Consider the following 12,929-nt stretch of genomic DNA (forward strand, 5'->3'; position numbering starts at 1 on the left):
CCCACTACTCCTTGTACCTCACAAAATAAGCCACCATTTCACCAGTTGTCAGTTGTTTCATTTGCCCTGAAGGCTGTGAATATAATTTACAGCTGAACCTCATTTTTACCTTTACATAATACCTGCCGTCAGAATTATATCCGTCCGTAAGGCCGGTTATTTTAAAATAGCTTCCCTCCTGCCCGTTTCCATGAAAGGTGTCCCAAAGCTGGCCATTCGTATCGCTCCAGAAGACGAGGAATCCGTCAGTCATTCTATCACAGGTATTGATTGCAAACCGGTAAGCGCCGGGCTTAAAAAAAGTCTTGAAATCATTGTCTGTGAGCGCTGGATTGGTTGTACCGATATAATTTTTTTGGATGGAGAGGGTACCTGTGCCCGGTGGATTGGGATAGATACCCGGGCCGATCCCACACATCACCGACCCCGAGTCTGCCGAAGGAGACCACCCGCCAACCTGGTGGGAAGGATCGTTGTTGTCATTGGTTATAGTATAAATGGTGCTGTCAATCGTTAGATTAAAATAAGGCGTATCGGCCGGCACAGCTTCTGTTGTAACATTCTTGTCTGTTACTGAAACAAACACATTCGCCTGTGACGTATCTGATGTAAAATGATGCACAAAGTTGCCGGGTAAAGCGGGTGTACCCTTTGGCGCAACAGCAATATATTGCAGACCTGTTTCACTGACTGCACCGCCACCCGAAAACGAAATACCGTTGATCGTGTCAGTTTGATAATTCCATGCACCCGTTGCTGTAACATTCACTTTTACCCGGATACTATCAGCGCCGGTTATTGCTTCGCCTGTAAAAAAGCGATGTGTGATGATGTCAGTACAACCGGCTAACGGCACAATTGTAATATCGCTTTTGGGTCGGCCGTAGTTGTTGAATCTTCTTTACGGCAACCAGCAAGGAGTAGGCAAATGCAGCATACAATTGCAGCATAGCACAGGGTGTATTTTTTCATCAGGTTTAATTAAGATTGGCTGGCGTAATGATAGGTCTATTTTTTTACATCAACAAAGCTTTTTACACTTGCTGCAGCTGCCAGGGTTTAAACAGTGTGTCTTTTTATATCGCTCCAGGGGGGTGGCCCTTGTTGTATTTGAAAGTAAAATATTTTCAGTGGAACTGTTTCCCCAATAGTGGGAATGATAAACCAGTCGCCCTGCAATATTGAAGGCATCAACAAAGTACCATCGTACCATTAAAGCCGCCATAATACTGCTTTTAAAACCACTCCCCTTGTTTTACAACGGTAAAAGCAACTCCTCTTTTAATTGTATTTAATTCAAAATAGTTGGCACAATCTTCGACAATTCAGCCGGGGAATAACAATTTATAGCATGACATATTGTTTAGGCATCAAATTAAAAGACGGACTGGTGGGCATTGCTGATACGCGGATATCCGCAGGCACCAGTACCACTGTCAAGAAAAAAGTGTTGGTACTGCAGGATGGCAAAGCAAGCCTTTTCATCATGACCAGCGGACTGCGTTCTGTAAGAGACAAAGCGGTGCATTATTTCCAGGAACTGATCAGCAACGGAATTGTGTACGACAAAATGTACAAGGCTGTGAATGCCTTTGGCGAGCAGATAAAAAGAGTGGGGTATGAAGATAAAGAGGCGCTGCTGGCTTCCGGCTACAAGTTTAACTTAAATGCCATTGTTGGCGGACAGCTGCAAAATGATACCGAACACAAATTGTTCCTGCTGTATACTGAAGGCAACTGGGTTGAGCTGGATGAAGGAAGTCCCTTTGCCATCATTGGCAATTCAGGCCAGGGCAAGGGCATACTCAACAGGATCATTCATCCCGGCACCACCATGCGGCAGGCTTTGAAAGCCGGCTATCTGTCCTTCGATTCGGTAAGGGTAAGTTCCAACGATGTGGAGTTTCCCATAGATATTGTCACTTATTTAAAAAACAGCTTTCACATTACCGAAACAAGGTTCCAGCAACAGGAGCTGCAACAGGTATCCAGCGAATGGAACGAAAAATTAAAACACTACCTGGATGAAATGCCGGAAGACTGGATAGAAAAAATATACCATCAATAACAATCATTATAAAACAACAACCAGCATGAAATTCCAGGTATTTAGTGAACTGCATTACCAGGTGTACTCACCCACCACATTTATTTTTAGCATACAGGCATCCCGTTCCAGCAGCCAGGTAATTGTTGAAGAAAGCCTGGTAACTGAACCGTTTATCGAACATGAAGAAATTACAGTTGCCGAAGGCGAGTCAAGGTTTATCCGGCTGAAGGCTGCAGCCAATACGGATTTCACCATCCGCTACCAGGCAACGGCAGACATTGACTACGATATGATTCACCAGCGTAAGCTGCAAAACACCGTACCGGTAAACAAGCTGGATGCAGAGGTTATGCCCTACCTTTTTCCAAGCAGGTATTGCCAGAGCGATAAGCTGCAGAAGCTGGCCGGTAAAGAGTTTGGCAATATTGATACGGCCTATGGCAAGGTGGCCGCTATTACTGAGTGGATCTTTAATAACGTAGAATACACCAGTGGCGCAACCAATTCCAGTACTTCCGCCTACGATACGCTTACACAACGTGTGGGGGTTTGCCGCGACTTTGCGCACCTGGGCATTGCCCTGTGCAGGGCACTTTCTATCCCCGCCCGTTATTTTACCGGCTATGCCTACAATTTAAACCCGCCCGATTTCCATGCCTGCTTCGAAGCTTATATCGGTGGTGAATGGATCTTCTTTGATCCAACCAGACTGGTGCCCGTTAACGGGCTGGTGAAAATCGCCAACGGCAGGGACGCCGCAGATGCAGCAGTAGCCAGCATCTTCGGCAATGTATTCTGCAAATCCATCACTGTCAAATGCGAGTGCAACGACCCTGCATTTAAACCGCTTTATATCAGCAATGCAGAAGATCAAAAGGGATTATCGTATAAGTAAAGCCATCGGTAATTTATATAAATGATTGGGTGTACAGGGGAAGCTTTGGTGATCATCGTTGTGTCACTCTCTTGTACCGCTTACCATTGTTGAACTTTTACCGAACCGTAGATTAGGGTGGAGAAAACATAAGCTTCAGTTACACCAGCAACGACGATTCTTATTCCATGGATGCCTGGTTCAGCAAAAACAAAACAAGCATTGCGGAACAGTATATGAATGAAACAATCGGCAAGGAAAATAACATTTCCTTTGTCAATACACTAACCGATGCAGAGTTCACACTTAATGACGACTACTCCTGGTATCAGCTTCGTTAACGTCCCTTTCACCTCACCATTCACAACCTTATTATTTAATCTTTTCCCAATACCCTTTTATCAATATAGTAACAAATCGTTTTAAATAAACTTCATTCAAAAATGTGTTGGACCAGTTATCAAACCGGCTGCACTGAACACCCAGGTAGAAATAATACAGGCAAACCCCCAAATACGGAATCAGTCTTCTTTCTTCATCACTGATCATTTCTACCGCTTCATACCCCTTGTAAAAGGCCGCCAGCTTTTCGGTGAGTTGTTTTTCATCTTTTTCGGTGCTATGCAATTGTAAAATGTAGTATGCTATATCCAGGCAAAGCCAGCCGTTTCCGCAAAAGTCAAAATCAAACAGGGTTATTTCGTTATGGTTTGAAATGTTCAGGTTATCAAACCAAATATCTAAATGCACAATGCCTTTTCTCATATACCGGGTGCTGGCATTGAATAACTCCTGTTTCAGCAGTGATTGGGTTATTCTCAGAAATTGCATCTCGGTTGTTTCTTCAGCAAGAAATGCTGCAATCTTTTTAAGTGGCTTATGTAGTAAAGTCTCCGTATTGTAGTTGGTGCGCCTCTGTTCCAGCCCATTTGTAACACGGTGCATTTGAGCCATTAACTTACCTGCTTCAAAATGAGTTTCTTTATTGAAATTTAATATTTTATGTCCTTTGGCAAACGAAAACAAAACAGCAAAACGGGCTCCTTCAGGTGCTTGTATGGTTTGAATGAAAGCTCCCGAATCGTCTGCAATGGGATATGAAATCCGAATGTTATTTTGCTGCAGCAGCTGCAGCAATTTCAATTCTTCAATTATTTCTTCCTCTGTTCTCCAGTTGTAGCTATAAATTCTAAAAATAAAACTTTCCTTTTCGCTGTCAACGCGGTATGTATGATTAATACCTGTCTTTAAAAGTTTGCAAGTAACTGCTGGTGCCCGTGCATAGTTTTGCTTAACAAAATCTGTAATATCTGCCGGAGAAATTATTGAGCTGATTACTGAAAAATTGACCATTATTTATTTTACTTTGTGGTTCTAAGATCGTTGATATTTACAGGCTTTTTATGTCAATATGCTTTACTCAACTGTAAGCATCTATCCGGCAACAATAACCGAACGCATCTGCCAACAGCTTTTACTGCAGGGCCTTTTCAGGGCACTTGCGACTATCCTGCAATTGGGTGCAACTAGCCAGGCAAAACACCAACTATTTATAAAGCCAGGCTTTTATAAGTTTTGTGTAATAAGGCATTATCACATACACCATCAATAAAACTATAGCGCCTGAAATAAAGAAGGCATCCAGATAACGGTGCTGGGGCAAATTAAAACTCCTTAAAATGGGCAAAATAACCAATGGAATAAGCAGGGATAACGGGTAAATGGCAGACCAGGTTACGAGATATTGTTTCCAGCGAACAGGTACTTTGGGCTGTTCATTGCAAGCATTAAAAAGAAAGTCTAAACCGCTCCTGATAATATAATTGTCATCTTTTGCAAAAAGAAGGCTGGCCTTTTGAATCAGTTCTTTTCGTGCCGGAGATTCCATCCAGCTTTTGAGGTTTGCAATTGTATTGAAGCGAATAATAACCGTATATACATACGTTAAATCATGAATCGGCCGGATGATTTGCCAGTCAACAAACCCTGTTGAACTTTTACAAATTTCACTGATTTCAATGAGCCATTGCTCGTACTCGTTCTCTTTACCTTTTTTTATATGATGTGTAATAACTACTGAAGCTCCATTATCAATCATAGATTTACTGTTAATGTCTAAAATTAGTTAAAATGCCCCTTTATGATTGCGCTCTGCTCAAATATTTCCGTTATAATCAGCAACCTTCCAATTTCATAAATACTGCCAGTTTTAGACGCTCCTCTTTTAATTCACAAAATCAATCATCAGCAACACCCAACGTTGCGGATGAACTTTATGCAGCTTGCTGGTGTTCGCTTCGGCTTGGTTAATAAGATCAACAACTGCCTCCGTGGCAGTTGGCTATTTTAAAGGCGTACCAACTGTATCTGAATGAATAAAAAATTAACGGCTAATTTATCAACAACTTCGAAACCTTGAATTTGTAACGTTGGCTATTTTATTGGCCTCAGGCACAAACGGTCGGCACCAAAAGTCAGACCGTTTATGCACGCCTTACCCCGCGGTAGGTCCGGAACGTCAGACAGCAAGTATCCGTTTTTGTATTTAAACAAGCAGATTCTCTGTTAACGAATGTTATTTCCAGGGTGCTTTATTATCTGCCGATATAAACAGGATTGTTGTATTTAAAGTAAAAGCCGGCTTACCGGTTGCAGCATCATTCTTTTTTTCAAGTTCCTCACGCTGGGTAAATCCCCCACCCGCCCAGGTCAGGTCAATGATAGCAACACCGTTTTTATCATAACCGCCTGCTTCTATTTTCCAATGGTTGGTGCCCTTGCTTTTAGTTGCCTCTGTAACAGTACCTGCATAATATTCAAAAGTTCCGTCTGCAAGAAAATGATAGTACGCATCGGTATTTGCTTTGGCATCATGGTATTTCCAAAGCCCAACCAGCGTTTCATCCATCCCATCTTTTACAACTGAGCCTCCCCTGTAAACGGTTTTAGTGTCATTTACCTTATTGATGGCAGCAACGGGGTCGCTGTCAAAATTTAAGGTATCCGTTCTTACAAGCCCCACTCCTTTTGCGTAATAGAAATTGGTAGAGTAAAAATTGGATCCAAAAAAAGGGTCTTTGGAGTATCCCTTGTAATTGACTACAATCACATCTTTATAACTTTTGCCCCCGGCATCTGTACTGATATTTTTTGCTACTAAAGTATAGCCCCCAACAGTTTTCATAGACAGGTCAGCGCCTGCCATCAAGCCCAGTAATTCATTTTTATTATCCGCGTTCACTACACCCCATTTAGTCCCTACAGGTCCGCTGCTTATCAAAACAGTGTCCGTAGTAATACCGGTTGTAACGCCATAACCGTTTACCATAATTACTTTCTGGGTAACTATTCCGTTATCACAGTTGTAATAAAAAGTGCCGTTGTCAAGATTAATGCCTTTATAAACGGCTCCGCCAAAACTTTTTAAAACATCGTACTTACACATGTTCCAGTAACAATTTGCACAATCATCCTTATTGGCCATTGGGTTGGAAGCAGCAGTGGCAGCCGTACCTGCCGCCGCATTTGTACCCGTTGCATTTTTTAACTGCAACTCAATGCGGTTGCTTTCGATGGTGGTTATTTTAAATGGCTTTTTTACATCTGCAGGCAGTTCATCCCATAGCGCAGTAGCATCCCCCGGGTAGGTAAGAGAAAGCCGGGCAGTGTTTTGCGAAAAACTTTGCTTAAGCTCCTGTACTTTTTTATTGTTCCGGATGCCCTCTTTCAGTTTTGCGAAACCGGCATCATCGTATTCAATACCCGCAACAGCAATGCTCACTTGATTTTTTGTACCGGTTTGCGCATATACGTTAACAACAGCCGGTAAAAATATGAACGCCGCTACAACCAATGTCCAGTTAAATTGCTGTTTCATGATAAAGGTTTTGGTAGCATTCAATGCAGCACGGCACTGTTTTAATTGGGGCAGGAAGACGATATTAAAGTTAATAAATTTTTCAAAAAAGGGTGGCTTATTAACAACTCTCGCTGGGCAGGTAGCGCACCCTGTTACGTTTAAAAACCTGCAGCCGGCTCAAAAATACTGGTTCAGGGTTACTGCTGTGGGCAGCTACCAGCAGGAAGCGGTAAGCGATATCATCAGCAGGGTTATACAATAGTCGTTCTTCCGGCATGAAGATGGAAGGAGTCGCCTGTAATGGGTGGCTCTCTTTTTATTTGTGGAAGGGTTTTATTAATGCCGGGGATTTATCTTTTCTGCAATTAATTTTAAAATTGTTTGCCTGTAAAGAGCCAACGTTGAAGGTTGTCAAAGCACAACAAAACATGTTATGCAATTTGAACAATTCTTACATTTTTACATAATGGATAAGACTTTATAAATTCAGCTATCGCATTGTTCATTGTTTCAAATGATTCCCCATAAAAGTATAAAGCGGTTTCTTCTTTTCCTCCCCAACTCCTGTCAACATTTGGTTCAATATTCATTAATCGCAACATTTCTGAATAAACAAAATTAATATCGTAACCATCAGAAGGTTTTTTAGGAAAGTTGCAGTTAGGCATATATAGCCCCAGGCCTTCTTTTTTGCCAAAAGAAATTTTTTTACCTATGCTTTTGATAATAAGTTTTGAACCTTTTGGAGCTTGTAAATTTTCAAGTTTTTGGATTATGTCAGTAAAGGTAGCATCGTTTAATTCTTTTGAATTAAGTTCTATCTCCAGATCACAAAATGCGATTTCTCCTGTCTTTTCTTGTGCGGTACCACCCCCGTTATTTCTCCATAGTACCTCAACTTAAGAAACTCATCAAGAGGCTCTTCATATGTTATCGATCTATCTATTGGACCAACTTTATCATTTATCTGAGCAACGATTAAATTTCCAATTGAACCAATGAGGCCACGATTTTTACTGAATAAATTTGCAAAGAGTTTTTTAAGCATTAGTTCAATAATTAGAGTGTTGCTAAGTCTTACAGGCAGCTCAAATATAAATGCTATAATCAGTAACTCCTAATATCAGCTTTACTGCCTGGTTTCCGCTCTCTAATTTCGATTTATATAATCTATCGTCAGTTGTACCGCAACGCTGGAGCTTGCAGCAATAAAGAAGTTAGTATTGTAGTTAGATTGGGATTAAGAAAAATTAACGTCTTTTCGGCGTCGGGGTTTTGCGGTAAAGTATTATACACTATCGAGTTTGAGGCAAAAACCCCGCCGGGACAAAAAGTGTGTCTGCAAGTTTAAGAAGTAAAACAACAACGACTTGAACGATAATATTTTCATTGGTCATTGAGGAAAAATACTTTAAAATAAAATATAGCAAAGCCGCAAAAGCAAATGTCCATAACCAACTCTTCAGCTCGTTAGTCCAAAAGAGTTTCTTGTCTGTCTTAAAAACTTGCATAGTTAGTGTGTGTCAAAAAAGGTTACCTACAACGTTCCGAATTGCCGCAAGTGGGGGGTTTTGAAAAACGTCTGCCCGGTGGTAATGATGATTTGGAACGAGATTATAAAATTATCGAAAAGTTTCTTAGAAAGAGTCATGCCCCAAACCAAATCTGATATTGAGTTGTAGCCGAAGTTACAACGTCCTGCCCCCACTTGCGCCAATGCAATGTTAGCAGCTGGTGTTCTTTCCTGTCTAAATAAAGTATCTAAAATCATAGGCTTTGTTTCCAAGTTCTTCTAATTGTTTCCCCATTACCGAAAGTCTTTTTGAGAAGTCTATAGTTACAGGCATTGTTTTGTATAGTTCTGCTCCGTTCCAATTCATTTTTGTCAGTTTTAAAATGTCATTAGCTACTGTTTCAATAGGGTCAGTTCCTCTAAATCGTTTTATCAGTAATGGCGTCGGTATTCCTCTTTTTCCTTGATAATATGGTTTTAACAATTCGTTGCTTTGAACTAAACCGTGTGTCCATAGTAAAAAACTAAATTCGTCTAATTGTATGATTGTTCCTCTGTCAATTGGGAAGCCGTCAAATTCATGTTTGCCTGTTGCTTGATTCTTTTTCAGTTTTATTGCTCTCCAATTGCTGAACTGTTGGATTTGTAGAAGTTCGATATTATCAATTCCTTCAAGTGCATTACATATTCCGCTAATCTCATCTCTGGTATAGTGAGTCGTTTTGTGAAGCACCAACTTTTTAAGTCCAATTACTGGGTCTATTTTGTGATATGTGTTTCGGATGTTTGTCACCAAACGAAAAGCATCGTCCTTGCTCATAAATGGATTTTTGCCAATCAATACTGGCTTTTCAATGGGTTGAAGTAAAAACCGTAGACCGTTTCCATTCCCATCAAAAATCTGACTGCTTCCTAAAACAACTTTATTTTTTGCATTTTGCCGAACTGCATACCCCAAACCAACAAAGGCGGTTTCTGTGTTATCAGTTTTTACTTTCCAAGGTGTACCGTTTGATTTTACATAGATGCCCAATGAAAGCCACCATTTTACTTTTGCTTGGTCTCCATAAGTGATTGATTTATCTTCAATAAACTGAAGTCTCAATCCTTTCTTAACGGCATAAAGTTTAAGTGAATCGTGCAGGTCAAAGTAAGTTTGTTCATTTTTTAATTCTCTGAAATTTTTCCAAGCATTTGGTATGTAGATTACCACGCAATCAATTTCAGAATTCTTTAGAGCAAGTTTGTCAATCTTACTCTTAATCAATTCATAAAACTGAATGGCTGAATATTGCCTTATTTCCTGACTGTTTATTGCAACTACAAATTCGTTTTGACTGGAAGTTGGAATTACCAAATGCTTTTTAAACACTGCATCAAAACCAGGATATTCTTTCAAATATTCTTTTTCGGTTGTCGGGCTTACTGGATTTAGTAATGATTCTAAATGTTTTTTTACTTTTTCAAATCCTGTATCAGGAGTAATAATAGCCAATTGAATTTTTGAAGTAACGCCATTGGTTCCAAAACTTTCTTCCAAAGGGCCTAATATTTTTAAGCCGTTAATTGGGTGAATAGATTGCTTGGTGTCATCCTGATGATGGAAGTAAATAAGAGGCTCTTGCGCTTTTGCATAGCTGTCGAAGCAAAAGAAATTGCCCATTTTTTTAGCTGCTGTTGAATAGTATGCTGATAGTTTAATTTCAAAGTCGCCCAAGCGGAAAGATAAATCTGGTTTTCTTCGTTTCAATTCGTTAAACCAAAAGTTCACTTTCTCGCCATATTTTTTATTCCACCGGTTTGAAGTAATGATGTTGGCAACATTCTGAACGGTTAATTTGTCTGGTTCTTCTCCTGTAGTTGTCTGAATATGGATTGTCGGACAAATCAGCAGAAATAAATCCTTGTTTACAAATTCTACTTTATATTCAAATGCTTCAAAGACCTGAATACCTTTTGGAATGTGAAGATTTAACCATTTCGGGATGCTCTCGATTTCCTCTTGACTTAAGGGATGATTGATTGAAAATACCTTTCTGAATTGTCTGCCTTTGCTGTGTATTGCTAAATCAAAATCATTCACTAAAGATTTTTTAATTAGCTCATACAACATTCCAATGTAGAATGAATCAGGTTGGTGAAAAAGATGCTCAGGAATATCAATCGGCTTCATTTCATCGGTAAAATAATCTTTGAATAGTCCTTTTATTTCGTTTTCATTTCCAAAAAGTGAAAGGGTTTCGCCCTTGCTGAATGCCGCCACTATATTTGAGCCTTGTAATACATCTCTTAACTTTTTCCATTTACCTTCTCCGTTAATTTGAGTTTTGGTTGAAAAAATGGTTTTCGGAAAATGAGTTGCCTTTATAGCGTTTAACAGGATTGGTGTAGTATTCGATTGATTTTGTGTAAGCCTAAAAAATCGTCTTTGCTCAAATCGTTCGTTGGCGATAGAATCTATTTGCTCGTTTTTCAACTCACATATGGTATAGAGTTCGTGAAGAAAATAATCGAAGCTATCTATGACCATAAAGCCCGAACGCTGATTTTGTTCATTGGCTCTGAAAATTAGTTTTGATAGTCTTTCGCTTGGAGTTATTTCTTTTGGAATACACCAAATCAATCCTTTTGGAAACGCATTCGGTTTCTCCAATGCTGTTTCAAGTGTTTGCAAAACAGATTCATCACTGCCCGAATAACCCACTACCAATAACCCTCTTTGTGTAGCTGCATCTAAAAAATAGTGGTGCAGGTTTTCTTCCAATTTCTGCAATTCCTCGTCTGTGTTTTGCAAAGCATCATATCGAAAATCTCCGTGAAGTTTAACAACGGTGGGAATGTCATTTCCGAAATTTTGAACCGATTTGGCATTTTCAGGTGAAACCACTTGACAACTTATATCCAATTTGTTGATAGCTCTTTCAATCAGGTCGTCAAAATTGGTTGTCCAAACGGTGTTTAGTTTTTGTTGACCAACCAATGCGGAAAGACACATAAAGCCAATGGATGGTTTCTTGTCTCTCACTAAATTGGTTAAGAACTCTTGCCTTACCAAAGGGTCGGGATAGCACTTTTCAAAATAGTAAGAATAAGCATTTGTGGCTTTTGCATCTTCCTCTTCAAAGTAGCTTTGAATAACCTTTTTATTTGCTTCAACTTTTAAGTCCTGAAACTTTTTACCGTTTATTTTTCCACTTACACTAAGCAACTCCCGTTTGAAAAGCCAAATCAAATCGCTTCCCGAATGAATGCCCGAAGAAATAGATGCACCTGCCCCCAGGAACAAATCAAAAGATTGATTTGAAAGAACTTTGAAACTTCTTAGAAAGGTATCTTTGTCGATTGTTATCATTTAAAAATTGTCGTTTGATGGGTCGTGTTTTTTACACTTGCCGCTAACACGTAAATAGATGATATAACATTTTACCAATTCAAAAAATCCGAATTATAAATCGATGGATGAATGTTATACATTTTGTATTGTTGTTAGTACAATACGTTTTTATAAATTGTCCGGGTTTGCCCATTCAGATTTTATGTGGCTGATGCACATAAAAAGTGCGTGCAGGCCACAAACGAACAGTAGTATTTATTATCATGGAAAGGTTGTTTAGGGTTAAAAATTGATTGCCGGGATATAAGAAGTAAGTGGCAAACAATGTACACTAAAAATAAACACCAAAATAAAACTTTACGTAAACGTGCCTTTTATTTTGGTAAACGTACCACCGCTATTATAAAAGCCCCTCAACGGTATTCAGTACAAGTGTGCGACGCCAATGAAGCTGCACATTGCAAAGAAGTTCGGCCAATATTGTATTTAAAACCTCCGGTTCGGCAATAATGGGTCGTTGCAGCAAAAGCCATTCGTTCAGCCATTTGTTTGTCTGCATTGGGCTGTTGTTTGTCAGCAGAAGTGATTTGTTTGCTTTTGACCATCAATAAAAGTATCACTTTGGGGTATTGACAATGGTTGGGAGGCAGGGTAATTTCGTTAGGTCATATTTTTTGATAACCGGCCAGGCCTGCAATTCAAAAAAATCATTCACAAAAAAACTTTTTTTATGAGCACAACAATTCCGGCCTTTCATGCTTCCGGATTTTCCAGGGCGAAAGGCAAAGGCGATGTATTTATTGACAGCCGGAAAGATGCGGCATCATCCGGCATTTTTCATATTGAGATAGATGTTCATTTTGATCCTGCGGGTGCAGATAATTATCCCGCCGGTTCGCTGTTAATTAAAACGGACATGAATGATGGTGCAAAGGGTGTTTTTATTGCTTCTTCAATTGAGTTAATCAACTCGTACGGCAAACTTAATCCTACCATTTACCTTACCGGCCAATGTAAATCGGACGCAGCCGCCGCCGCACCCTTACGTGGTTGCAGGTATTGGGTAATGGTAGCCAATAATTCAAGAGAAAATAAAGGCACGCCTGATATAGTGGGGTTTTGTATACACGACAGGAATGGTAACCGTGTTGCTTATGGCACCGGGCCCTTAAAAGGCGACATTGATGTTGCGCCTAATTAATACAGCTGTTTTTATTTATTTGTAAGGCAGTCCATTTTGTTACAGGGCGGTCAACCGAACCCCGGATGGAAGCGTTTACACCAACCACGGAAGCAGCA

At 39.9% G+C, this 12,929-nt stretch carries 10 protein-coding genes; 4 read left to right on the forward strand and 6 right to left on the reverse strand.

The annotated features are described in order from the left end of the window. Positions 1–4 precede the first annotated feature (4 nt). The gene (locus QWZ08_RS11230) at positions 5–856 is read right to left on the reverse strand and encodes a hypothetical protein (RefSeq protein ID WP_290337503.1); all 852 of its coding nucleotides are present in this window, start codon (positions 854–856) and stop codon (positions 5–7) included. A gap of 495 nt (positions 857–1,351) precedes the next feature. Here QWZ08_RS11230 and QWZ08_RS11235 point away from each other — a divergent pair, with 495 nt between their 5' ends. Next, positions 1,352–2,068, forward strand: a complete 717-nt coding sequence (locus QWZ08_RS11235; RefSeq protein ID WP_290337504.1) for a proteasome-type protease — start codon at positions 1,352–1,354, stop codon at positions 2,066–2,068. Positions 2,069–2,093: 25 nt separating this feature from the next. After that, the gene (locus QWZ08_RS11240) at positions 2,094–2,945 is read left to right on the forward strand and encodes a transglutaminase-like domain-containing protein (protein WP_290337505.1); all 852 of its coding nucleotides are present in this window, start codon (positions 2,094–2,096) and stop codon (positions 2,943–2,945) included. A 351-nt stretch (positions 2,946–3,296) separates the two neighbouring features. Here the strand turns inward: QWZ08_RS11240 and QWZ08_RS11245 are convergent, their stop codons facing one another. The 3 genes from QWZ08_RS11245 to QWZ08_RS11255 all read right to left on the reverse strand — a co-directional run bounded on the left by QWZ08_RS11245 (position 3,297) and on the right by QWZ08_RS11255 (position 6,801). Then, positions 3,297–4,277 (reverse strand): phosphotransferase, encoded by a 981-nt coding sequence (locus QWZ08_RS11245; RefSeq protein WP_290337506.1) that lies wholly within the window; start codon positions 4,275–4,277, stop codon positions 3,297–3,299. 193 nt (positions 4,278–4,470) lie between these two features. After that, the gene (locus tag QWZ08_RS11250; protein ID WP_290337507.1) at positions 4,471–5,022 is read right to left on the reverse strand and encodes a putative antibiotic biosynthesis monooxygenase; all 552 of its coding nucleotides are present in this window, start codon (positions 5,020–5,022) and stop codon (positions 4,471–4,473) included. Between the two features lie 477 nt (positions 5,023–5,499). Next, entirely contained in the window at positions 5,500–6,801 is a 1,302-nt protein-coding gene (locus QWZ08_RS11255) for a hypothetical protein (RefSeq protein WP_290337508.1), read from the reverse strand. Here QWZ08_RS11255 and QWZ08_RS11260 point away from each other — a divergent pair. Continuing rightward, positions 6,800–7,045, forward strand: a complete 246-nt coding sequence (locus QWZ08_RS11260) for a hypothetical protein (RefSeq protein WP_290337509.1) — start codon at positions 6,800–6,802, stop codon at positions 7,043–7,045. The two genes, QWZ08_RS11255 and QWZ08_RS11260, sit on opposite strands and share 2 nt — an antisense overlap. 1,486 nt (positions 7,046–8,531) lie before the next feature. On the opposite strand, the gene QWZ08_RS11265 is transcribed toward QWZ08_RS11260, so the two are convergent. Both QWZ08_RS11265 and QWZ08_RS11270 read right to left on the reverse strand, forming a co-directional pair. After that, positions 8,532–11,648 (reverse strand): SIR2 family protein, encoded by a 3,117-nt coding sequence (locus QWZ08_RS11265; RefSeq protein WP_290337510.1) that lies wholly within the window; start codon positions 11,646–11,648, stop codon positions 8,532–8,534. Between the two features lie 382 nt (positions 11,649–12,030). Then, on the reverse strand, positions 12,031–12,189 hold the full coding sequence (locus QWZ08_RS11270; protein ID WP_290337511.1) for a hypothetical protein: 159 nt from the start codon (positions 12,187–12,189) through the stop codon (positions 12,031–12,033). 171 nt (positions 12,190–12,360) lie between these two features. Between QWZ08_RS11270 and QWZ08_RS11275 the strand changes: the two genes are divergently transcribed. Beyond that, positions 12,361–12,831 (forward strand): hypothetical protein, encoded by a 471-nt coding sequence (locus QWZ08_RS11275; RefSeq protein WP_290337512.1) that lies wholly within the window; start codon positions 12,361–12,363, stop codon positions 12,829–12,831. Positions 12,832–12,929 lie beyond the last annotated feature (98 nt).

The sequence above is a fragment of the Ferruginibacter paludis genome, assembly GCF_030409685.1.
Taxonomy (GTDB): domain Bacteria; phylum Bacteroidota; class Bacteroidia; order Chitinophagales; family Chitinophagaceae; genus Ferruginibacter; species Ferruginibacter paludis.

Bases quoted from the DNA above. Each gene is read 5' to 3' on its own strand.
- QWZ08_RS11270 (WP_290337511.1), bottom strand. From the start codon at position 12,189: ATGCAGACAAACAAATGGCTGAACGAATGGCTTTTGCTGCAACGACCC.
- QWZ08_RS11260 (WP_290337509.1), top strand. From the start codon at position 6,800: ATGATAAAGGTTTTGGTAGCATTCAATGCAGCACGGCACTGTTTTAAT.
- QWZ08_RS11245 (WP_290337506.1), bottom strand. From the start codon at position 4,277: ATGGTCAATTTTTCAGTAATCAGCTCAATAATTTCTCCGGCAGATATT.
- QWZ08_RS11275 (WP_290337512.1), top strand. From the start codon at position 12,361: ATGAGCACAACAATTCCGGCCTTTCATGCTTCCGGATTTTCCAGGGCG.
- QWZ08_RS11255 (WP_290337508.1), bottom strand. From the start codon at position 6,801: ATGAAACAGCAATTTAACTGGACATTGGTTGTAGCGGCGTTCATATTT.
- QWZ08_RS11235 (WP_290337504.1), top strand. From the start codon at position 1,352: ATGACATATTGTTTAGGCATCAAATTAAAAGACGGACTGGTGGGCATT.
- QWZ08_RS11265 (WP_290337510.1), bottom strand. From the start codon at position 11,648: ATGATAACAATCGACAAAGATACCTTTCTAAGAAGTTTCAAAGTTCTT.
- QWZ08_RS11240 (WP_290337505.1), top strand. From the start codon at position 2,094: ATGAAATTCCAGGTATTTAGTGAACTGCATTACCAGGTGTACTCACCC.
- QWZ08_RS11250 (WP_290337507.1), bottom strand. From the start codon at position 5,022: ATGATTGATAATGGAGCTTCAGTAGTTATTACACATCATATAAAAAAA.